Raw genomic sequence first — 20123 nt, forward strand, 5'->3', positions numbered from 1 at the left:
GCTGCGCGAATACAGCGTGGCAGCGATCACCGCAGCGGATTCGGATTATCCGCAGATCGCCGACGTGACGGCGCCCTTCGTCTATGCTCGCATCATGGGGACCAGCGAGGACGAGGCAGATGGTTATCCGGACGCCGATCTCGACCGATGGGTGCAGCGTGCCCGGCAATGGTCGAAGGGCGAGTTCCCCGACGACCTCGCCAGGGCATCCGGCGATGCGGCCGAGGCCGTGCCGCGCGACGTGTTCCTCTACGTGATCAGCGGCGCCAAGGTTCGCAATCCCGCCGCCGCCATGGCGCTGACGCAGCGGTTGACAAACAAGGGCTGATACCAACGGCCCTCATTCCTGACCGATATGCGCCCATTCACGCCTCCCGATGGATGTGATGGTCCTGGGCTGATCGACGAGGCGGTTCCACGCGTCGCAGGCGGCGTCGATGATGTCGTCGTAGGTGTCGAAGACGCGGTTTGAGAGCCAGTTCGCGCGCAGATACTGCCAGATGTTCTCGACCGGGTTCAGTTCGGGCGAGCGCGAGGGCAGGAAGATCAGCGAGATGTTTTTCGGCACGACGAGCTTGGCCGTGGTGTGCCATCCGGCGCGATCGAGCAGTAGGACGGCATGGGCGCCCTTCGCGACCGTCCTGGCGATCTCGTCGAGATGGGCCTGCATGGCGTGGGTATCGGCGAAGGGCATGGCGAGCGCCGCGCCGACGCCGCGGGCCGGGCAGATCGCCCCGAACAGATAGGCGCTCTCGTAGCGCTGGTCGGCGGGCTGGCGCGGCCTGGTTCCGCGCCTGGCCCATTGCCGGACCAGGCCGTTCTTCTGGCCGATGCGGGCTTCGTCCTGGAACCAGAGTTCGATCGGCTTGCGCTTCGGCACATGGGCGAGATGGGCCCCCAGCGTCACCGCGAAGTTTTTTTGAACGCCTCGATCACGCGCGCGTCCTGCGCCGGGTGGTGCGGGCGCGCGCTGATGTGGGAAAAGCCGATCTGCTTCAGAAGCTTCCCGATCGTGCGCTCGTGATAATCAACGCCGAAGCGCTCACGAACGACCTTCTGCAGGTCGATGCGCCGCCAGCGCACCACGCCATTGACGGCCCGGTCGGGGCCCGTCTCGACGATGGCCGCCAAGGCGGCGAGCTGATCGGTCGAGAGCCTGGGCGGATGTCCCTTGGAACGAATGTCCTTCAGCCCGTCGGGGCCGCCTTCGTTGAACCGGTGAACCCAGTCGCGCAGCGTCTGGCGATCCATGCCGCCGATCCGCGCGGCCTGCTCCCGATCCATACCGTCGAGAACCGCCGCCAGCGACAGAAGCCGGCGGCTCTGGTTGGCGTGCCTCGACCCCGCCGCAAGCCGACGCAGGTCGAGGGCCGAGTAGTCCGTTCGAAGCTTCACCGCAGCAGCCATGGCGCGAATCCTCCTCGCGCACATGGAATCAGCGAAACGAGCCGCCGAAAAGACCCCCGTGAGTCAGCCGCGATGGCCGTTGGTATGAGCCTTCCCGTCATTGCGAGCGCAGCGAAGCAATTCAGGGGACGTCGAACTCTGCCGTTCTGGATTGCTTCGCTGCGCTCGCAATGACGCGAAAGGACCGTGACGACCTATCTCATGGGCCAGTGTCTCAGGCCGCGTCCTGGCAGACATCGACCCATTCGGCATTGGTCAGCGCTGCCAGCCGCTCGGGCGAAATCCGCACCGCGCTGTGCGTCGAGCCGGCGGCGGGCACCACCTCGTCGAAGGCCTTGAGCGAGACGTCGCAATAGACCGGCAGCGGCGTTGCCAGGCCGAAGGGGCAGACGCCGCCGACGGGATGGCCGGTCAACGCCTCGACCTCAGCCAGGTCGAGCATGCGCGGCTTGGCTCCAAACACTGCCTTGGCCTTGCGGTTGTCGAGGCGGGCGTCGCCGCGCGCCACGACCAGCACGACGCGTTCGCCGACCCGAAGGGACAGCGTCTTGGCGATGCGCGCGGGCTCCACGCCATGGGCCGCGGCGGCGAGCTGGACCGTCGCGCTGCTTTCCGACGTCACCATCACGGCGATGTCGGGGGCGTGGGCGGCGAAGAAGGCGCGGACGGAGTCGAGGCTCATCGCATCACCGGAAGCGGAGGAAGAGCAGGATCGCGAACGCCGCCGGCAGGCCGAAGACCAGCGAGAAGAACGGCATCTCCTGCAGCAGCGTATAGCCGGCACGGTTGACGCCGACCCAGAGATTGACCAGCGCAGCCACGAGCCAGAGCGGCAGAAAGAGCTTCACGGCAAACCCGGTCGGGTCGTCGCCGCCGAGCTTCAGTCGGCGCGCGAGAAAATGCAGCGCGCCGAGCAGGGCGAAACCGGCGGCGATCAGCTTCAGCGTGTGCATCCGTTGGTCCTCCGCACGCGGCTGCGGTCAGTGGCGGAAATGCCGATGGCCCGTGAAGACCATGGCGAGGCCGGCCTCGTCGGCGGCCTTGATCACCTCGTCGTCGCGCATCGAACCGCCGGGCTGGATCACGGCTGTGGCGCCGGCTTCCGCCGCAGCCAGCAGCCCGTCGGCAAAGGGGAAGAAGGCATCCGACGCCACGACCGAGCCCCTCGCGAGTGTCTCCGGCAAGCCGGCGGCCTTCGCGGCTTCCGCCGCCTTCCACGCCGCGATGCGCGAGGAATCAACCCGGCTCATCTGGCCGGCGCCGATGCCGACGGTGGCGCCGTCCTTCACATAGACGATCGCGTTCGACTTGACGTGCTTGGCGACGCGGAAGGCGAAGCGCAGATCGGCGAGCTCGGCTGCGCTCGGCTGGCGCTTGGTCACGACCTTGAGCTCCATGTCATCGACGACGGCATTGTCGCGTGCTTGGGCCAGGAATCCGCCCGACACCGTGCGCAGCGAGAGGCCCGGCGCGCGCATATCCGGCAGGCCGCCGGTCAGCAGCAGCCGCAGGTTCTTCTTGGCGGCGATGAGCGCGATCGCCTCCTCGTCCGCCTCGGGCGCGATGATCACCTCGGTGAAGATCTCGACGATCCTGCGGGCGGCCTCGGCGTCGAGCCTGCGGTTCAGCGCCACGATGCCGCCAAAGGCCGAGACGGGATCGCAGGCCAGCGCGCGCTCATAGGCGGCCAGCAGCGAGGGGCCGGTGGCGACGCCGCAGGGGTTGGCGTGCTTGACGATGACGCAGGCGGCCGCCGTCGCGGGGTCGAACTCGGCGACGCATTCGAAGGCGGCGTCGGTGTCGTTGATGTTGTTGAAGGAGAGCTGCTTGCCCTGGACCTGGCGAGCGGTGGCGACGCCGGGCCGGCTGCCGGGCGTGCGGTAGAAGGCGGCCCATTGATGCGGGTTCTCGCCATAGCGCATCGTCTCGGCGAGCTGGCCTCCGAGCGCGCGATAGGCCGGCGCGGTGTCGCCGAGTTCATTGGCGAACCAGTTCGAGATCGCGGCGTCATAGGCCGCGGTGCGGGCATAGGCCTTCTGGGCGAGCTTGCGGCGCAGGGTCAGCGTGGTCGCGCCCCTCTGCGCCTCGAGATCGGCCAGCACCACGGCATAGTCTGCCGGCTCGACGACGACGGCGACGTCATTGTGGTTCTTGGCGGCGGCGCGGATCATCGCCGGCCCGCCGATGTCGATGTTCTCGATGCAGTCGTCATAGGGCTTAGCCGCAGCGACCGTCGCCTCGAAGGGGTAGAGGTTGACGACGAGCAGGTCGATCGGCGCGATGCCGTGGCCGAGCATCGAGGCCTGGTGCTCGGGATGGGAGCGGATCGCCAGCAACCCGCCATGGACCTTGGGGTGCAGGGTCTTGACGCGGCCATCCATCATCTCCGGGAAGCCGGTGAGGTCGGAGACGTCGGTGACGGGCAGGCCGGCCTCGGCCAGCGCCTTCGCCGTGCCGCCGGTCGAGACCAGGGCGATGCCGAGCCGGTTCAGGGCGCGGGCGAACTCGACCAGGCCGGTCTTGTCGGAAACGGAAAGGAGCGCGCGTTCGACGCGGCGAAGCTCGGTCGGCATCGGGAAGGGTCCAGGGTCATCGAGACGGTCGGCGCGAGCTATCATGCTGCGGCGCGCAAAGCAAAGCGCGCGGCTGTCGCCGGCTCAGGTGTCGGGTGTGGTTTCCGGTGCGGAAGTGTCCGGCCCGGGCGGCGGGCGGAAGCGCGCGGTGGTGGGGGCTGCAGCGCCGACCCGGCTGAAGCGCCAGCCGATCTGGGGCGTGACGGCGGCATCGAAGGCGACGCTGAGCTGCTCGGTGCGCTGCCCGCCCGCGGCTCCGGCGAGGAAGATGCTCTCCTCGATCGAAACGGCGAGGCCCGAGGCTTCGAAAGCCCAGACCTCGCCATTGGGGAGCGCCAGCATCGCGCCTTCGCCCTCGCGAATCAGGCTCGGCCTGACGCCGGGATGCAGGTGAAAGCGCACCACGGCGGGCAGGGCCGCGCGGGCTGCGTCGAGCGCGATCTCGTCCTCGCCGGTCAGGGTGGCGCCGTCGCGGGCGAGCAGCAGGCGCCGCGTATGCACCGCACCGAGCGCGCGGCTGTAGCCGTCATGGCTGCCGACCCATTCCTGCCCCTCCTCGCGGTCCTGCCGGGCGACGCGAACATCGGTGGGGCCGGCCACGACGCGCATCTCGCCGAGCACCCGGCCAAAGGTCGCGCTGGAGCGGTCGTCCAGCGTCAGAGTCGAATGAGCCGCCGTGCTGCGGGCCGCCAGGCGCAAGGCGTCTGAGCCGAAGCGGCTGGTGCCGCAATTGACCACGAGACGCTGGGCGCCGCTGGAGAACTCGAAGGACAGGCAGCCCGCATGCGCCTCGACCGAATGGGCGCCGCGCGGCGGCGCGCCGGCGTCGATCACGACGATGCCGCGCTCGCCGGTGAGCCGGCTGTAGCCCGAATAGGCGGCCTGCTCGATCGGGCGCGCACGCGCGTCATCATAGGCGGCGAGCGTCGCCATCACGTCAGGGGGCGTCGTGCCCATGCCGTTGAACAAACCGAGCGCCCCGTCGCCGTGCCGGAACAGGCGCAGATGCGGCATCATCCGCTCGATCGCCATCAGCACGCCGCGCGGCGGCTCGATCCCGCGGGCGAGGAAGGTCTCGCGAAGCGGCAACAGGTCGAGCAGCAGCTCGATCAGGATGCGCGGGTTGCGGCTGAGATGGCCGCCATCGGGCAGGATCTGGCGGTCGAGCTCGTCGGAGAGCGCGTAGTCCAGCCGGCGTCGCCGGCCGTCGGGCGCATCGAGGCAGATCGCCGCGAAGGTGACCGCGATCAGGCCGTTGAGGCGCGCGCCGCCCTCGACCGCCCCGGCCAGGGCGAGGTCGAGCCGCTCCGCCAGCCGCGAGAGATGCCGCAGGAATCGCTCATAGAAGGCATGATCGGCGCCTTCGAGCAGTAGCGGGGAATGGGAGAGCAGCGAGATCAGCCGCCGCGCCGCCACGGCGGGCCGGCGAGCGATCTCGCCCCGCTCGCGCTTGCGGGAGATGAAATCCTCGACGAGGGCGCGGGCATTGGCCCGGGCGATGGCGGTGTCGGCGGCGTGCATGTGGCGCAGCCAGCCGAAGCCATGGAGCGCCTCGGCCCAGGCCTCGCTCGGGGGTTCGCTGTCGAAGGGCGACTCGCCATGGGTGCGCAGCGTGCGCCCGGCGAAGGCATAGTAGCCGGCATAGATGTCGCCGGCCGTGGTCGGATCGGCGGTGCGCAGGTCGTGCGGGGCGAAGAACAGGCGGGTGGCCGCCGAGCGGCCGAACGGCCAGAGGCGGCGCGCGATGCCGACGAGCTGACCCCGGGTTCGCCGGGCCGCCCGTCCGATCGCCGCCTGCGCCAGACCCCTGCGCTCAGACCAGCCGTTCAATGCCCCGATACGCCCCGTACCCATGACGCCCGGCGTGACCCGCCCTAGCGATTCCCCGTGACGTCATAGCCTGATCAGGCGGGTTGCGTAAAATCCGCTCCATCCGGAGAGCCGCGGCGTCTCGTTGCGCAGCTGGTGTGGCAGGGTCCTGAGGTCGCCGTTGCGGTCGATCGCCTCACCGAGGCCACCGATCTCGCCGGCCTCGACCGGCTTGCGGGCAAAGTCGGGATGGGCCTTCAGGAAGGCCTCGATCTGGGCCTCGCCCTCCTGCGGCTCGAGCGAGCAGGTGCAGTAGACCAGCCGGCCGCCGGGCTTCGTCAGCCGGGCGGCGGCCTCGAGCAGCCGCGCCTGGAGGGCGACGAGCTTTTCGCGGTCCTCCGGCGACTTGGTCCAGGCGACGTCGGGGTGGCGGCGGATGGTGCCGGTGGCACTGCAGGGGGCGTCGAGCAGCACGGCGTCGAAGGGTTCGGCGTCCCAGAGGGTCGCATCCTTGGTGACGATCTCCGCCGACAGGCCGAGCCGCTCCAGATTGGCGCGCAGACGACGCAGGCGCGGTCCCGAGCGGTCGACGGCCGTGACGGCGGCTCCCATCGCCGCGAGCTGGGCGGTCTTGCCGCCCGGTGCGGCGCAGAGATCGGCGATGCGCTCGCCGGGCTTGGGCGCGAGCAGGCGCACGGGAAGCGACGCGGCGGCGTCCTGCACCCACCAGGCGCCCTCGTCAAAGCCGGGCAGTCCGGAGATGCCGCCGCGCTCGCGCAGGCGGATCGAGCCCGTCGGCAGCAGCAGGCCGTCGAGCTTCTCCGTCCAGCCCTCGGGATCGGATTTCACGGAGATGTCGAGTGGCGGCTCGTCACGGTGGCTTTTGGCGATGGCGGCGGCGACATCCTCGCCATAGCTCTCCATCCAGCTCTCGGCGAGCCATTCGGGCGTGTCGAGGAAGGGGTCGACGGCCTCCGCCAGGATGGCCTCGCGCTCGCGGGCGAGCCGCCGCAGCAGCGCGTTGCCGAGCGAGACATAGCGCGAGGAGCGCGCATCCTCGTGGAGCTGGCGGATGGCGAGGTCGACGGCTGCATGGTCGGGGACGTCGAGAAAGAGAATCTGCGCCGCGGCCGCCACCATGATCGGCTCGAAGGGCCCGGAGTTGCGCGGGCTGCCGCGCTCGAGCCGGGCGTTGATCGCCTCCTGGATCGTCCCCAGGCGGCGAAAGGCGGTGATCGCGATGGCGCGCGCCAGAGCGCTGTCGGCGGCATCGAGCCGATAGGCCGGCGCGAGCCGCTCATGGGTGTCGTCGAGCGAGAGCTTCGCCCGCAGCACCTCGTCGATGACCGCCGCGGCGAGCTTGCGCGCCGGCAGGCCCGGCGCCGGTCCAGCGCCGCCGCCGGCAGGCTCGCTGGTGTCGTCGTGGAGATCGTCCGTCTTCTGTCCCTTCGCCACCGGATCAGCCCCAGGGGCCGGGCTGGCGGCCCGCGCCGCCGCTCCAGGGGCTCTGGGCCGCCTGGCTCATGAAGCCGCCGGCGCTGCGGCCGATGCCCATGGCGCGGGCCTGCTCCATCAGCGCGGCAATGCGGTTGCCGGTATCGGGGTGGGTCGAGAACAGGGAATCCATGCCGCCAGCCGTGAGGGGATTGATGATGAACATGTGCGCCGTAGCAGGCTTCGCCTCCGCCGTCTCGTTTGGCGTATGGGCGACGCCGCCGGCGATCTTCGCCAGCGCATCGGCGAGCCAGACCGGATTGCCGCAGATCTCGGCCCCCAGCTTGTCGGCCTCGTATTCGCGCGACCGCGAGATCGCCATCTGGATGATCATCGCGGCCATCGGCGCCAGGATCGAGAGCAGGATCTGCACGATCAGGTTCGGCCGGTTCTCGCGCGAGCCGAACATCATGCCGAAGGTCACGAGCGAGGAGATCGCGCCGGCCATGGTCGCGGTGATGGTCATCGTCAGCGTGTCGTGGTTCTTGATGTGGGCGAGCTCGTGCGCCATCACGCCCGCCAGCTCTTCATAGCTCAGCGTGCGCAGGATGCCGGTCGTGGCCGCGACCGCCGCGTTCTCCGGGTTGCGGCCGGTGGCGAAGGCATTGGGCTGGTCCTCGTCGATCAGATAGACGCGCGGCATCGGCATGTTGGCCCTCGCCGCGAGGTCGCGCACCATGCCGTAGAGCTCCGGCGCGGTTCGTTCGTCGACCTCATGGGCATTGTGGGCGGCGAGCGCCAGCCGGTCGGAGTTCCAGTAGCTGAACAGGTTGGTGACGGCGGCGAAGCCCAGCGCCATCAGCATGCCGCCACCGCCGCCGAGCAGGTAGCCGACCGCGCCGAAGAGCGCGGTGAGACCGGCCATCAGCATGCCGGTGCGGACATAGTTCATCGTCATCCCCATCAGGCGCCATCGCGGCTCGCGGCGACATGCCACTCCCCGGATGCGATTCGCAGGCTTATGTGGTGAAGGTGCCGGCCCTCCTGCAAGAGAACTCTGTGCAAGAGAATCGGCTCCGAGCGAGTTCTGGCGAGAGAATGCGGCGATGAGCGAGGCGAGCGATCCCAAGCCGATCGGTCCGGACAGCGGCGAGGATGCGCCGCGGGTGCTGTCGCCGGCGGCGCAGCGTGCGCTCGCCGAGGCGCAGGCCAGACGGGCCGAGATCGATGCGCGCGCGGCCGATGTCGCCAGCCGCAAGGAAATCGACGGCCGCGGCGGGCTCGAGCCCGTGCGCTACAACGACTGGGAAGTGAAGGGCCTGACCAGCGACTTCTGATATCCGCCTGGCTGTGCGTCCTCGCGGCCTCGCCGACGGCCAGAAGCGGTGCCCTCAGGCCGGGTCCGGGTGGCGCTGCCGGTCGACAGCGCTATGGCTGCAGCGATGCGGCTTGATGTCGAGCAGAGGCGTGGCGTCGAGGCAGTCGAGCCCGCGCACCAGCAGCGCGCCGTCCTCGACGCCGAGCAGCCGCACGCGCGACAGCGCGATCGGGTTGGGTCGCACGGGGGAGCGCAGCGCGAAGGTGCCAAGAGGTGCGCCGCCGCGCGGCGTCTGGGTGACGAGGTCGCGCCGCGCCTGATGCATCCAGTAGAGCAGGTCGAGCCAGGCGAAACCTTCGATGCCCGCGAGCGCGCCGCGCCAAGGGTCGTCGATCTCGACGCGGCAGACCGGGCCGGCCTCGGCGTCGCCCTGGCGCGGGCACTGGTCGCGCGTGGCGAAAGGTGTGCGCAGGCGGCCGATGAAGACAAGATGCGCGTCCCGCCGGTCAGGGAGGGCCGCGCTGGTTTCGCCCGGTCGTGTCGCCTGCCAGTCCATCGCCGCTCCTCGGTCAGCCGTTTTCGCGCGGGGCGGTCTGTCCCGTGTGGGCTTCAACATGGTGGCGCGGCCGGCATTTGGCGAGGCGCAGCTCTTCACCGCAATCCAGCCAAACCGCGCTCGCGCCGTCCATCACACGCCCGCCTGCGTCGCGTTGGGGAAGAAAAGCTGCTGCCCCTCGATCTTGTAGTCGGCGATCGCCTTCTGCCCCTCGGGGCCGACAAGCCAGTTCACGAAGGCCTGCCCGTCATTGATCTTCACATGCGGGTGCTTGGCCGGGTTCACCGCGATGACGCCGTACTGGTTGAACAGGCGACGGTCGCCTTCGACCGCAATCGTGAGGTCGCCGCGGTTCTTGAAGGAGATCCAGGTGCCGCGGTCGGCCAGCACATAGGCGCCCATGCCGCCGGCGGTGTTGAGCGCGGCGCCCATGCCCTGCCCGATCTCGCGGTACCAGGCGCCCTTCTTGGCGGCGAGATCGACGCCCGCGACCTTCCAGAGCGCCAGTTCGGCCGAATGCGTGCCCGATTTGTCGCCACGCGAGACGAAGGGCGCGCCCTTCTCGGCGATCTTCACCAGCGCGGCGGCGATGTCCTTCGTCCCGGCGATGCCGGCCGGGTCTGCCTTCGGCCCGATCAGCACGAAGTCGTTGTACATCACCGGCTTGCGCTCGAGGCCGAATCCGTCGGCGACGAATTTCTGCTCCTGCGCCCGGGCATGGACGAAGACGACGTCGGCATCGCCGCGCCGGCCGGTGTCGAGCGCCTGGCCGGTCCCTTGAGAGACGACGCGGACCTCGATGCCGGTTTTCGCCTTGAACAGCGGCAGGATGTGGCCAAAGAGGCCGGAATCCTGGGTCGAAGTGGTCGAGGAGACCGTGATGAAGCGGGTACCCGTCGCGGCCGGAGGCGATGCGGCCGGCGGCGTGGCGGTGGTGGTCTGGGCCCAGGCGAGACCGGTCAGGGCGGCGGAGAAGCCGGTGGCGAGGAGCAGGCGTCGGGTCGTGGTCATGGTCGTCTCCTTGGGTTTCTTGTGGGTCATGGCAGGGGTCACCAGATCAGCTCTCCGGCGAGGAAGGCGCGTGCCTCGGGCGAGGCCGGGCCTGCGAAGAACTCGGCCGCCGGCTCATCTGCGATCAGACGGCCGCGATGCAGGAACAGCACGCGCGAGGCCAGCCGCCGGGCCTGGCCGAGATCATGGGTCGACATCAGCACCGTGATGCCTTCCGCCACCAGGCCGGCGAGCAGTTCCTCGATCTGGCGGGTGGCGGCGGGGTCGAGCTGCGAGGTCGGCTCGTCCAGGAAGAGCAGTTCCGGGCGCAGCGCCCAGGCCCGAGCGATGGCGAGGCGCTGCTGCTCGCCGCCGGAGAGCAGCCGCGCCGCCTGGCCGGCGCGCTCGCTGAGGCCGAAGCGCTCGAGCGCGGTCCGGCAGCGCTCGCGGCGTTCGGGGCCGGCGACCCCCGCCGCCGCCAGCGCGTGCAGGACATTCGCCTCGACCGAGCGGCGCAGCATGATCGGCTTCTGGAAGACCATGGCGTGGCGCCGGTTGCGCCCCTCCGCGCCCTGCGCCCAGGCGATCCTGCCCTCGCTCGGCGTCAGCAGGCCGTGGCAGAGCCGCAGCGTGAGCGACTTGCCGGCCCCGTTGGGACCGAGAATCACGGTCAGCCCACCAGCCGGAAGCTGGAAGCTGACGCCGTCGACGAGGCGGCGCCCGTCGCCATGGAAGGCGACGGCGCGGACGTCGAGCGGCAGGATCGAGGCGAGGTCACGCATGAGGCTCACCCGGCATACCGGGCGCCGATACGGCTGGCGCCGAAGGCGATGGCGTTGATGGCGAGCGTCAGGGCAATCAGCACCAGGCCGAGTCCGAGCGCCAGCGGGAGGTCGCCCTTGGAGGTTTCGAGCGTGATCGCCGTGGTCATGGTGCGCGTGTAGCCGGCGATGTTGCCGCCGACGATCAGCACGGCGCCGACCTCGGCGCTGGCGCGGCCGAAGCCGGCGAGCAGGGCGGTGGCCAATGCGAAGCGGCCGTCGAAGAGCAGGGTCGGGATAGCGCGGACGCCTTCGAGCCCGACCGAGCGGAGATGGTCGCGATACTCGCCCCAGAGATCCTCGACGGTCTGGCGGGTCAGCGCGATGACGATCGGCAGGACCAGGAGAACCTGTGCCAGGATCATTGCCGTCGGTGTGAACAGCAGCCCGAGCGGCCCGAGCGGCCCCGAGCGCGAGAGCATCAGGAAGACGACGAGGCCGGCGACGACGGGCGGCAGGCCCATCAGCGCATTGAGGCAGACGATCACCGCGGAGCGGCCGCGGAAGCGCGCCAAAGCGAGTGCGGCGCCCAGTGGCAGCCCGATCAGAGCCGCGATCAGGACCGCTGTCAGCGTGACCCGCAGCGACAGGCCGACGATCGCCAGGAACGCCGGATCGAGCCCGACGATCAGCGCAAAGGCGGCCGAAAAGATCGCTCCGAAGTTCAAGCCGGCCCGCTCCCTGGATGTTGGTTCCCTGCAAAGACTTGTCTTTCTTAGAATTTAATGCGACCAAATGCCAATCATGGAACCAGCGCAGGTCAATGCATGTCGGTGCAGGATCAAATCTATCTGACGACCGAGGAGGCCGCGGGTTACCTGCGGCTCAAGGAGCGCAAGCTCTACGACCTCGTCGCCAGCGGCGGGGTGCCCTGCACCAAGGTCAGCGGCAAATGGCTGTTTCCGCGCGCGGCGCTCAACCGCTGGCTCGAGGCCGGGCTCTCGCGGCCGGAGGGGATGCAGCCCGTGTCCCCGCCGCCGATCATCGGTGGCAGCCAGGATTCGCTGCTGGAGGTCGCGGTGCGCGACTCGGGCTGCGGGCTGGCGCTGCTGGCCGAAGGCTCGCAGGCCGGGCTCGATCGGCTGGTGCGTGGCGAGGTCGCGATCGCGGCCATCCATCTCCATGCCACGCCCGACGATGACGGCGCCAATCCGGCGGCCGTGATGGCGGAATCAGGACTCCACGACGCCGTGGTCATCGGCTTCGCGCGCCGCGAGCAGGGTCTTCTGGTCGCGCCCGGCAATCCGCTTCGGCTCACGGGGATCGCCGCGGCGGTCGAGAAACAGGCGCGGTTCGCCCGTCGCCAGAAGGGAGCCGGGGCGCAACTCCTGCTCGAGAGCCTGATGGCCCGCGAGGCCGTGCCGTCGCAGGCCATGGTGCTGGCCGAGGGCATCTGTGCCACGGGCCAGGATCTCGCTCTCGCCATCCGCACCGGACGCGCCGATTGCGGCATCGCCTCGCGCGCGATCGCCAGCGCGTTTGGGCTCGATGTCCTGCCGCTGGTCTGGGAGCATGTCGATCTGGTGATGCGCCGCCGGACCTATTTCGAGCCGGCCGCGCAGAGCCTGCTGGGCTGGATGCGCGGCACGGCGATGGCCGCCCGGGCACGCGAGCTCGGCGGCTACGATCTGGCGAGCAGTGGGGCGGTTCGGCTAAACCGCTGAGAGCACGCCTCAGGTCAGGGCGCCACGTCCCGCGATTGGCCAGAGCGCCTCGACATGAGCATCCCCCGTGTGCAGGCCGCGCACACCGACATACCAGTCGTGCAGGTTCACCGTCGGGTCGCAATGGCCCGGGATCAGCAGCAGCCTGTCGCCGCGATGCGGCAGGGCGATCGGGTCGCCCGTCAGCACGCCATGCTCGTCGGAGGGCTTGGTGTAGATCACGCCCTCGCGCCGGAACGGCATCGGCATGCCGGAATCGACCGAGGCCGCCTTGTGGCCGGCATCGACGACCGCCCGGTCCGGGACCGGCTTGCTCATCACCCCGGTGAGGATGAACAGCGCATGCTCGAAGGTGCGGAAGGGCGTGCCGTCGGCCTGGCGGTTGCGGGCATAATCGGCGTCCATGAAGATGTAGGAGCCGGCCTGAATCTCGTTCCAGATGCCGGACTGGCTCTCGATCTCGAAGGTGCCGGTGCCGGCGCCGCCGACCACGGCGCAGGCGAGGCCGGCCTGGTGCAGCCGCTCCACCGTGTTGCGGGTGCCGAGCGCGGCGCGCTCGATCGCCTCGCGGCGCTCGTCGATCGAGCGCATGTGCTGGGCCGTGCCGTGATAGGCCTGCAGCCCGCCGAAGCGCAGTGTGTTGCTCCGCGAAATCGCTTCCGCCAGCCGCACCGCCGTCTCGCCGGGCGCGACGCCGCAGCGGCGGCCGCCGACATCGATCTCGACGAGCACGTCGAGCACGACATCATGACGGGCGGCGGCCTCGGCCGCCTCGCGGATGCCGTCGAGATGATCGACGCAGAGCCCAACCTTCGCTTTCCGAGCCAGTTTCGCCAGCCGGTCGAGCTTGGCTGAGCCCGCGATCTCGTTGCTGACGAGCACGTCCGAGACGCCGCCCTCAACCAATATCTCAGCCTCCGAGACCTTCTGGCAGCACTGGCCAACGGCGCCATGGGCGATCTGGCGCACCGCGATCTCCGGGCTCTTGTGAGTCTTGGCGTGGGGCCGGAGCCGGACGCCATGTCCCTGCGTATAGGCCGCCATGGTGACGAGGTTACGCTCGAAGGCGTCGAGATCGAGGATGAGGGCCGGCGTGTCGATCTCGGCGAAACTCTGGCCGGGCTGGGCCGGCGGGTGCAGGGGCATGGGCTGTGGCGCTTTCCTGAATCGGTCGCGCCCATGGGACGCCAGCTTCTTGTCCGGAGCAAGACCCGGCCGGCCGTAGCGCTCGCTCCGGCGCCGTGATAGGTCGCGCGCCATGAAGATTGGCCGCGTCACCGACGATACGTTCGCGCTTCTCCTCCGCGTCTGGCGGGAGCAGGTCAAAGCCTATCTGCCGCAGATGGGGATGATCCTCGGCCTCGTCGTGGTGATCGCGGCGACGACGAGCTTCTACCCGCTGCTGATCAAGGCGGCCTTTGATGCCTTCGCCGACCCGATGACGGCGGAGGCGACCGGTTTCGTGCGGCGGATGGAGCGGCTGGTCTCCAAATCGCTCGGCATCGAGATCGGCGTCGTCAACGCGGTCGCCGTCGTCGTCGTCATCGTCACGGCAGTGAAGGGGTTCTCGCTGCTGGCCCAGACGGTGATGACCAACAGCGTCGTCAGCCGCATCGAGGCGGACATGCAGACGGCGCTCTACTCGCATCTGATCCGGGCCGACCTCGCGCAGCTCCATCGCGAGAATCCGGCTTCGCTGACGCAGCGCTTCACCACCGATTTCACCTTCGTCAAGGAGGCGTTGACCCGGCTGATCAACATCGCGGTGCGCGATGTGCTCACCGCGGTCGCGCTGGTGGGCGCGATGTTCTGGATCGACTGGCAGATGACGCTGGTGGTGATGCTGGTCGCGCCGATCGTGGCGCATCCGATCGGCAAGATCGGCCGGAAGCTGCGCCGCATGGCGACCTCGCAGCAGGAGCAGACCGGGCTGATGGCGAGCCTCGTCACCGAGAGCCTGCAGGGCGCGCGCGCCGCCAAGACCGACACGCTCGAGCCCTATCTCGAACGGCGGGCGGCGAGCGCCTTCGAGACCATCCGCGCGCTCAAGATGAAGGCCGCCAATGCGCGCGGCCGGCTCGATCCGCTGCTCGAGGTCGGCGGCGGCATGGCGGTGGCCGGCGTGCTGGCGGCGATCGGCGTGCGCATCACCGGCGGCGGCTCCACCGTCGGCGACTTCACCGGCTATGTCTCGGCGCTGCTGCTGGCGGCCCAGCCGATGCGCTCGCTCGGCAATCTCAATGCCATCGTCCAGGAGGCCGGCGCTTCCCTGAAGCGCTATTACGCCCTGCTCGACGAGAAGCCGCAGATCGTCGAGGCTGCTGATGCCAGGCCGCTGCAGGTCGGCGCGGGCGAGGTCGCCTTCCGGCAGCTGCGCTTCCGCTACCGCGACGACCAGCGCGCGCTCGAGGGCATCGACCTCGTCGCCGAGGGCGGCAAGACCACCGCGCTCGTCGGACGCTCGGGCTCGGGCAAATCCACGCTGCTCGCATTGGTGCCGCGGCTCTACGACCCGACGGACGGACGCGTCGAGATCGACGGGCAGGATCTGCGCGGTCTGACGCTGACCTCGCTGCGCGCCCAGATCGGCGTCGTCAGCCAGGATGTCGTGCTGTTCGACGACACCGTGCGCGCCAACATCGCCTTCGGACGGCCGGGCGCCAGCGACGAGGACATCGTCGCGGCCGCGAAAGCCGCCGCCGCGCACGACTTCATCATAGCGATGCCGGAGGGCTATGAGTCTTCCGTCGGCGAGCGCGGCCAGAAGCTCTCCGGCGGCGAGCGCCAGCGCATCGCGATTGCCCGCGCGGTCCTCAAGGACGCGCCGATCCTGCTGCTCGACGAGGCCACGAGCGCGCTCGACGCCGAATCGGAGCGGCTGGTCCAGCAGGCGCTGGCCCGGCTGATGAAGAACCGCACGACGCTCGTCATCGCACACCGGCTCTCGACGGTGCGCGAAGCGAACCTGATCGTCGTGATGGAAGAGGGCAAGATCGTCGAGACCGGCAGCCATGAGGCGCTGCTGGCGCGCGACGGCGCCTATGCGCGGCTGCACCGCCTGCAGGTCATCGCGGAGTGAAGCCGGCGCCCGCCGCGACGCTGTCGACATGCGGTTGTCATAAAACGCTCATCCGCCGCGCCGAGTCTGGCGCGATGGCTGATTCGATCCACCGTCTCCACGCCGCCGTGCTCGCGGCCCGCTCCCGCGATCCCGCTCATTCGCGGACGGCGCGGCTCGTCGCCGAGGGCCTGCCCAAGATGGCCAAGAAGCTGGCTGAGGAGGCTTTCGAGGTCGGCCTCGACGCCGTCCAGGGCGATCGCGCCGGGACCATCCGCGAGAGCGCCGACCTGGTCTACAATCTCGTCGTCCTGTGGAGCGCCATGGGCATCGCGCCCGAGGATGTCTGGCGCGAGATGGACCGGCGCGAGGCGCTGCATGGCATCGCCGAGAAGCTGCCGAAGTCCCGGGGCAAGCTCGCCACGCCCACCTTGCCGGCCGGGCTGCCGCTGCTGGCGGTGGAGCGCTGACGGTCGGCGCGGACACCCCGGTCGCGCCGTCGCGGCCTTCGCCGGGGATGGCCGGCGGACAGGCGAGGCGGCAAAACTTTTGCAGCGCCGCGACATTGAGGGTTGCCAAGCGCGGGGAGAGCGGCTATTTCCGCCCCCATCGAAGCCGCGGCGACACGCCGCGACCCGATGCGCGCCCGTAGCTCAGCTGGATAGAGCATCAGACTACGAATCTGAGGGTCAGAGGTTCGAATCCTTTCGGGCGCGCCATTCTCCCCTTGTCGTTAGGACGCGTTCAGGCTCCTAGGACAGGACCTCTCCGGATCGCCGGAGCTTCACCATTTTCTACGAGATGTCGGCCGTGCGAACGGTCGTCGCCGCATCGTTCAGGACCGCAATGCGGCCCGGCATGCGGATGTCTGGTGCTGCAGATCGCGCCTGAGCCGGCATCCTACGGCATCCAGCCATAGTCCCGGAACGATGCCCGGTCCGTCGCGTTGCTGACGGCATGACTGTCAACGGTTTTCCCGGGACCCTGCAGGCGCTCGTCACCTCGTTGTCCCTGCGCGACGAGATCAGTGCCGACGAGGTGGCGCTGGTCGAGGGACTGGCCCGGCGCAGGCGGTTCCTGCACCGGGGCGAGGAACTCGTCTCCCAGCATTCGCAGCCCGGCGAAAGCTGCGTCGTGCTGTCGGGCTTCACCGCCCGCGAGGTCGTGCTCGCCGACGGCAAGCGCCAGATCACGGCCCTGCATATTCCCGGCGACTTCGTCGATCTGCACGCGCTGCTGCTCAAGGTCATGGATCACAGCGTGATCGCGCTCACCGATTGCGAGGCGGCCTATGTCCCGCACCGGGAATTGCTGCGGGCGATGGAGCGGTCGGCGCATCTCGGCCGGCTGTTCTGGCTATCGACCGTGATCGATGGTGCGATCCAGCGGGCCTGGATCACCTCCAGCGGGCGGCGCTCGGCGACGGCCCATCTCGGGCACCTGATCTGCGAGCTCTACCGGCGGCTCGCCGCCGTCGGCCTGGCGGAGGAGGGCCGCTTCTCCTTCCCCGTTGCGCAGAGCGAACTCGCTGACGCGCTCGGCTTCTCTCTCGTCCACGTCAACCGGACGCTGCAGGATCTGCGGGCGACGGGCCTCGTCAGCTGGAAGGGCAGCCTCGTCACGATCCTCGACTTCGAAGGGCTGGCGCGGCTGTCGCAGTTCGACCCGACCTATCTCAACCTCGTCAAAATGCCGCGCTGACGGGACCCCAGCCATCGCCGGAGATTGCTGCGAGATGCCCCGCTATTACATCGACAGTTCCGACGGCAATTTCTCCCATATCGACAACGAAGGCGTCGAACTGGCGGGGGACGAGGCGGCGCGCTATCTCGCGCTCGACGCCCTGCCGGACATGGTGAGGGAGGTCCTGCCCGACGGCGACCGGCGCGAATTCGCGGTCTGTGTCCGGGACCAGGGCGGCCGGGTGATCTACAGCGCGAGCCTGACCTTGACCGGGGCCTGGCGCGGGGCCGGGGACGGCGAAAGCGGTCCGGCGCCCGAGATGTAGCCAGCCGGCTGCGGGTGCCGGCGCGGCTGGGAACTGGCGTCCCGGAAGGGATTCGAACCCCTGACCTACGGTTTAGGAAACCGTTGCTCTATCCTGCTGAGCTACCGGGACGCGCGGAGAACCGTGTAGCATAATCGGCATGCGTTTGAAGCCGTTTCTTGCCCTGTTTCTCGCGTTCGTCGCCCTCGGGCCGTTCCCGGCGGGCGCGGCTCTTGCCGCCGATGCCTGCGCCGACCTCGCTGACGACAGCCCCGTGGCGCAGCTCTCCGGCGTGGACGCGGCGGGCGATCCGGTGCTGGCGGATGGGCGCCGCCTGCGGCTGGTCGGCCTGGCGCCGCGGCAGGACGAGGCGGAGGCCGCGCGCTTCGTCGCTGCGCTCGGGGGCTGGCGCGGGCAGGATCTGGCGCTGGTGCTGCTCGGCCCGCCCGATCGCTGGGGGCGGCTGCCCGCGCGCCTGTTTGCGCGTGCGGAGGGGCAAGAGCCCCGCAATCTCGCGGAGACCCTGATCGCCGAGGGGGCTGCGCTGGCCCTACCCGAGGCGCGGCCGACCCGTTGCGGTGGGGCGGCGCCGACGAGGACCGCGCGCGCGGCGGCTTCGCGCCGCCCGGCTTCGGCTGCGGCCGGAGCCGCGTCGCCCGCCGTTGCGAGCGAATCCGTTCTCGACAGCCATGATCTCGCCGCGCTCAGGGCGCATCAGGGACGCATCGTCGTCATCGGCGGTCGCGTCGCCTCGGTCGGTGAACGGGCGCAGCGGACCTATCTGAATTTTTCGCGCCGGCGTGGGGAGGCCGCCTCGATCGTGCTGTCGAAGACCCTCTGGCGCGCCTTGCAGGACGCCGGCTGGACCGCAAGCGGGCTGGCCGGTAAACGCTTGCGGGCGCGCGGCGTTCTCTCGGGGCGGGACGGCCTTCTGCTGGACGTGACCTCGATGGCAGCCCTCGAACGGGTCGACTGACGGCATGCTGGACTTCTGGCGAGATCGGTGGCGGCGATGGCGCCGGCTGGGCGCGGTCGTGGTTCCCTCATTGCTGCTGCTCGGCTGCGCCGGCGACCAGAGCATCCTGCTGCCGCCGCAGGCGGCGGAAGGCGAAATCGCACCCCGCGTCAGCACGCTGCAGCGGGCCTCGGCCAGCGAGCACCAGCGGCTGCTGAGCGCCTTCGGCGGGGAGTACCGCGCCCCCAAGGCGCGGGCGCTGCTCGAGGAGGTGGTGCAGCGGCTCGCCAAGGCCGGCGAGGGCCAGATCGGCAACTATGAGATCACGATCCTGAACTCGCCGGCCGTCAACGCCTTCGCCCTGCCCAATGGCCGGCTCTACGTCACCCGCGGCCTGCTGGCGCTGGCGAACGACACCGCCGAGATCGCCTCCGTCCTCGCCCATGAGATCGCCCATGTCACCGCTCAGCACGCGGTCGAGCGGGCCGAGCGCGAGCTGGAATCGGCGCTGGTGAGCCAAGTCGTGTCGCAGGTCCTGAAGGATCCGGCCCAGGGTGCTGCCGTGCGCGACGTCTCCAAGCTCTCGCTCGCCAAGTTCTCCCGCCAGCAGGAACTCGACGCCGACCAGATCAGCGTGCGCAGCATCGCCCGCGCCGGCTACGATCCTTACGGCGCCGGGCGCTTCCTGGCGGCGCTCGGGCGCAACACCGCCTTCCGCAACAGCGGCCAGAACCAGAGCGCCGACGACAAGCGCCTCGACATGCTCTCGAGCCACCCCCAGACGCCGGAGCGGATCGCCGCTGTCACGGCCGCGGCCCGGCAGATCGGCGCGCCAGGCATCGGCGAACGCGATGCCGGGCGCTGGCTTTCGGCGATCGACGGCCTCGCCTATGGCGACGAGCCGCGCGACGGCGTCGTGCGGGGGCGGCGCTACGTCAACAGCGCGCTGCGGATCGGCTTCACCGCTCCGGAGGGGTTCAGCCTGGAGGCGGCGCGCGACATGGTGATCGGCGTCAGCGCCAACGGCTCCCAGGCACTGCGCTTCGACTCGGTGACGCTGAAGCCGGAGCAGACGCTGCAATCCTACGTCGCCGCCGGCTGGATCGAGGGGGTCGAGACCACCGCGATCGAGCCGCTCGACATCGCCGGCCAGCCCGGCGTCATCGCGGTCGGCAAGGGTACGAACTGGACCTTCCGGCTGGCGGCCGTGCAGGCCGGCAACCGGGTCTACCGTTTCATCCTCGCGGCCAAGGGCGGGGGCGATCCCGAGCGGCCGATGCGGGCGCTGATGGCGAGCTTCCGCGTGCTCAGCGCGGAGGAGGCCCAGGCGGTGCGGCCGATCACCGTGCGGATCGTGACGGCGGCCGCCGGCGACACGCCGGCGACGATGGCGGCCAGGATGGCCGGGCAGGAGCGGGCGCAGGAACTGTTCATGGTGCTGAACGGCATCGAGCGCGGCGGCGCGCTGGTGCCCGGGCAGCGCTACAAGATCGTTGCGGAATAGGCGCGGGGACCAGCCCTTCACGAAGGCGCGATGAGGCGACGGGGCGA

21 protein-coding genes and 2 tRNA genes (1 of these 23 only partly in view) are annotated in these 20123 nt (G+C 69.9%); 10 read left to right on the forward strand and 13 right to left on the reverse strand.

Annotated features, from left to right (window positions below; all coding sequences use genetic code 11):
* A protein-coding gene (locus tag SJY11_RS03725) for a DUF72 domain-containing protein (RefSeq protein WP_376985091.1) crosses the window boundary here: on the forward strand, positions 1-328 show its end. Its footprint begins 485 nt before the window's first position; 328 of the gene's 813 nt are visible here — the last part of the coding sequence; its start codon lies beyond the left edge, outside the window; the stop codon is at positions 326-328.
* A 12-nt stretch (positions 329-340) separates the two neighbouring features.
* Here the strand turns inward: SJY11_RS03725 and SJY11_RS03730 are convergent.
* From SJY11_RS03730 to htpX, 7 genes are all read right to left on the reverse strand, one after another.
* Positions 341-1407 (reverse strand): IS630 family transposase gene (locus tag SJY11_RS03730; RefSeq protein WP_376984777.1). Its coding sequence is split into 2 segments (ribosomal slippage): positions 341-921 and positions 921-1407, totalling 1068 coding nucleotides; the frame shifts between segments, so codons are not numbered across the junction.
* 214 nt (positions 1408-1621) lie between these two features.
* Positions 1622-2089, reverse strand: a complete 468-nt coding sequence (locus tag SJY11_RS03735) for a YbaK/EbsC family protein (RefSeq protein WP_376985092.1) — start codon at positions 2087-2089, stop codon at positions 1622-1624.
* Between the two features lie 4 nt (positions 2090-2093).
* Complete coding sequence (locus tag SJY11_RS03740; protein ID WP_376985093.1) at positions 2094-2360, reverse strand: hypothetical protein; 267 nt, start codon at positions 2358-2360, stop codon at positions 2094-2096.
* A gap of 27 nt (positions 2361-2387) precedes the next feature.
* Positions 2388-3980: a bifunctional phosphoribosylaminoimidazolecarboxamide formyltransferase/IMP cyclohydrolase gene (purH, locus tag SJY11_RS03745; RefSeq protein WP_376985094.1), complete on the reverse strand. Its 1593-nt coding sequence runs from the start codon at positions 3978-3980 to the stop codon at positions 2388-2390.
* Between the two features lie 84 nt (positions 3981-4064).
* Positions 4065-5834 (reverse strand): heparinase II/III family protein, encoded by a 1770-nt coding sequence (locus tag SJY11_RS03750; RefSeq protein ID WP_376985095.1) that lies wholly within the window; start codon positions 5832-5834, stop codon positions 4065-4067.
* Positions 5835-5873: 39 nt separating this feature from the next.
* Positions 5874-7244 carry an RsmB/NOP family class I SAM-dependent RNA methyltransferase gene (locus tag SJY11_RS03755; RefSeq protein WP_376985097.1) on the reverse strand — a complete coding sequence of 457 codons (1371 nt, stop codon included), beginning with the start codon at positions 7242-7244 and terminating at the stop codon, positions 5874-5876.
* Positions 7245-7248: 4 nt separating this feature from the next.
* Positions 7249-8175, reverse strand: coding sequence for a zinc metalloprotease HtpX (gene htpX, locus SJY11_RS03760; protein WP_376989246.1), 927 nt, complete (start codon positions 8173-8175; stop codon positions 7249-7251).
* A 154-nt stretch (positions 8176-8329) separates the two neighbouring features.
* Here htpX and SJY11_RS03765 point away from each other — a divergent pair, with 154 nt between their 5' ends.
* A complete protein-coding gene (locus SJY11_RS03765; protein WP_376985098.1) occupies positions 8330-8560 on the forward strand; it encodes a DUF1674 domain-containing protein in 231 nt (76 codons plus the stop codon).
* Between the two features lie 54 nt (positions 8561-8614).
* Here the strand turns inward: SJY11_RS03765 and SJY11_RS03770 are convergent, their stop codons facing one another.
* From SJY11_RS03770 to SJY11_RS03785, 4 genes are all read right to left on the reverse strand, one after another.
* Entirely contained in the window at positions 8615-9097 is a 483-nt protein-coding gene (locus SJY11_RS03770; protein WP_376985099.1) for an SAM-dependent methyltransferase, read from the reverse strand.
* A 132-nt stretch (positions 9098-9229) separates the two neighbouring features.
* Entirely contained in the window at positions 9230-10108 is an 879-nt protein-coding gene (locus SJY11_RS03775; protein ID WP_376985101.1) for an ABC transporter substrate-binding protein, read from the reverse strand.
* Between the two features lie 38 nt (positions 10109-10146).
* Positions 10147-10869, reverse strand: coding sequence for an ATP-binding cassette domain-containing protein (locus SJY11_RS03780; protein ID WP_376985102.1), 723 nt, complete (start codon positions 10867-10869; stop codon positions 10147-10149).
* A 5-nt stretch (positions 10870-10874) separates the two neighbouring features.
* Positions 10875-11576 (reverse strand): ABC transporter permease, encoded by a 702-nt coding sequence (locus SJY11_RS03785; RefSeq protein WP_376985103.1) that lies wholly within the window; start codon positions 11574-11576, stop codon positions 10875-10877.
* A 99-nt stretch (positions 11577-11675) separates the two neighbouring features.
* Here SJY11_RS03785 and SJY11_RS03790 point away from each other — a divergent pair, with 99 nt between their 5' ends.
* Positions 11676-12572, forward strand: a complete 897-nt coding sequence (locus SJY11_RS03790; RefSeq protein WP_376985104.1) for a substrate-binding domain-containing protein — start codon at positions 11676-11678, stop codon at positions 12570-12572.
* Between the two features lie 9 nt (positions 12573-12581).
* Here the strand turns inward: SJY11_RS03790 and SJY11_RS03795 are convergent, their stop codons facing one another.
* The gene (locus SJY11_RS03795; protein WP_376985105.1) at positions 12582-13718 is read right to left on the reverse strand and encodes a DSD1 family PLP-dependent enzyme; all 1137 of its coding nucleotides are present in this window, start codon (positions 13716-13718) and stop codon (positions 12582-12584) included.
* A 112-nt stretch (positions 13719-13830) separates the two neighbouring features.
* On the opposite strand from SJY11_RS03795, the gene SJY11_RS03800 reads away from it, so the two are divergent.
* The 5 genes from SJY11_RS03800 to SJY11_RS03820 all read left to right on the forward strand — a co-directional run bounded on the left by SJY11_RS03800 (position 13831) and on the right by SJY11_RS03820 (position 17638).
* Positions 13831-15651 (forward strand): ABC transporter ATP-binding protein, encoded by a 1821-nt coding sequence (locus SJY11_RS03800; protein WP_376985106.1) that lies wholly within the window; start codon positions 13831-13833, stop codon positions 15649-15651.
* A 74-nt stretch (positions 15652-15725) separates the two neighbouring features.
* A complete protein-coding gene (hisE, locus tag SJY11_RS03805) occupies positions 15726-16100 on the forward strand; it encodes a phosphoribosyl-ATP diphosphatase (RefSeq protein WP_376985107.1) in 375 nt (124 codons plus the stop codon).
* Positions 16101-16272: 172 nt separating this feature from the next.
* A tRNA-Arg gene (locus SJY11_RS03810) sits at positions 16273-16349 on the forward strand.
* Positions 16350-16587: 238 nt separating this feature from the next.
* The gene (locus SJY11_RS03815) at positions 16588-17331 is read left to right on the forward strand and encodes a Crp/Fnr family transcriptional regulator (protein WP_376985108.1); all 744 of its coding nucleotides are present in this window, start codon (positions 16588-16590) and stop codon (positions 17329-17331) included.
* A 34-nt stretch (positions 17332-17365) separates the two neighbouring features.
* Positions 17366-17638, forward strand: a complete 273-nt coding sequence (locus tag SJY11_RS03820; protein WP_376985109.1) for a DUF6894 family protein — start codon at positions 17366-17368, stop codon at positions 17636-17638.
* A 34-nt stretch (positions 17639-17672) separates the two neighbouring features.
* On the opposite strand, the gene SJY11_RS03825 is transcribed toward SJY11_RS03820, so the two are convergent.
* A tRNA-Arg gene (locus SJY11_RS03825) sits at positions 17673-17749 on the reverse strand.
* A 28-nt stretch (positions 17750-17777) separates the two neighbouring features.
* Between SJY11_RS03825 and SJY11_RS03830 the strand changes: the two genes are divergently transcribed.
* The gene (locus tag SJY11_RS03830; protein ID WP_376985110.1) at positions 17778-18593 is read left to right on the forward strand and encodes a DNA-binding protein; all 816 of its coding nucleotides are present in this window, start codon (positions 17778-17780) and stop codon (positions 18591-18593) included.
* Between the two features lie 58 nt (positions 18594-18651).
* Positions 18652-20076, forward strand: coding sequence for a M48 family metalloprotease (locus tag SJY11_RS03835; RefSeq protein WP_376985111.1), 1425 nt, complete (start codon positions 18652-18654; stop codon positions 20074-20076).
* Positions 20077-20123: the final 47 nt, after the last annotated feature.

Source organism: Allobosea sp. R86505 (assembly GCF_042466375.1).
Taxonomy (GTDB): domain Bacteria; phylum Pseudomonadota; class Alphaproteobacteria; order Rhizobiales; family Beijerinckiaceae; genus Allobosea.

Coding starts and splice junctions, on each gene's coding strand:
- hisE (WP_376985107.1), top strand. CDS start 15,726: ATGGCTGATTCGATCCACCGTCTCCACGCCGCCGTGCTCGCGGCCCGC.
- htpX (WP_376989246.1), bottom strand. CDS start 8,175: ATGAACTATGTCCGCACCGGCATGCTGATGGCCGGTCTCACCGCGCTC.
- purH (WP_376985094.1), bottom strand. CDS start 3,980: ATGCCGACCGAGCTTCGCCGCGTCGAACGCGCGCTCCTTTCCGTTTCC.
- SJY11_RS03770 (WP_376985099.1), bottom strand. CDS start 9,097: ATGGACTGGCAGGCGACACGACCGGGCGAAACCAGCGCGGCCCTCCCT.
- SJY11_RS03830 (WP_376985110.1), top strand. CDS start 17,778: ATGCGTTTGAAGCCGTTTCTTGCCCTGTTTCTCGCGTTCGTCGCCCTC.
- SJY11_RS03735 (WP_376985092.1), bottom strand. CDS start 2,089: ATGAGCCTCGACTCCGTCCGCGCCTTCTTCGCCGCCCACGCCCCCGAC.
- SJY11_RS03800 (WP_376985106.1), top strand. CDS start 13,831: ATGAAGATTGGCCGCGTCACCGACGATACGTTCGCGCTTCTCCTCCGC.
- SJY11_RS03740 (WP_376985093.1), bottom strand. CDS start 2,360: ATGCACACGCTGAAGCTGATCGCCGCCGGTTTCGCCCTGCTCGGCGCG.
- SJY11_RS03815 (WP_376985108.1), top strand. CDS start 16,588: ATGACTGTCAACGGTTTTCCCGGGACCCTGCAGGCGCTCGTCACCTCG.
- SJY11_RS03775 (WP_376985101.1), bottom strand. CDS start 10,108: ATGACCACGACCCGACGCCTGCTCCTCGCCACCGGCTTCTCCGCCGCC.
- SJY11_RS03765 (WP_376985098.1), top strand. CDS start 8,330: ATGAGCGAGGCGAGCGATCCCAAGCCGATCGGTCCGGACAGCGGCGAG.
- SJY11_RS03780 (WP_376985102.1), bottom strand. CDS start 10,869: ATGCGTGACCTCGCCTCGATCCTGCCGCTCGACGTCCGCGCCGTCGCC.
- SJY11_RS03795 (WP_376985105.1), bottom strand. CDS start 13,718: ATGCCCCTGCACCCGCCGGCCCAGCCCGGCCAGAGTTTCGCCGAGATC.
- SJY11_RS03820 (WP_376985109.1), top strand. CDS start 17,366: ATGCCCCGCTATTACATCGACAGTTCCGACGGCAATTTCTCCCATATC.
- SJY11_RS03790 (WP_376985104.1), top strand. CDS start 11,676: ATGTCGGTGCAGGATCAAATCTATCTGACGACCGAGGAGGCCGCGGGT.
- SJY11_RS03750 (WP_376985095.1), bottom strand. CDS start 5,834: ATGGGTACGGGGCGTATCGGGGCATTGAACGGCTGGTCTGAGCGCAGG.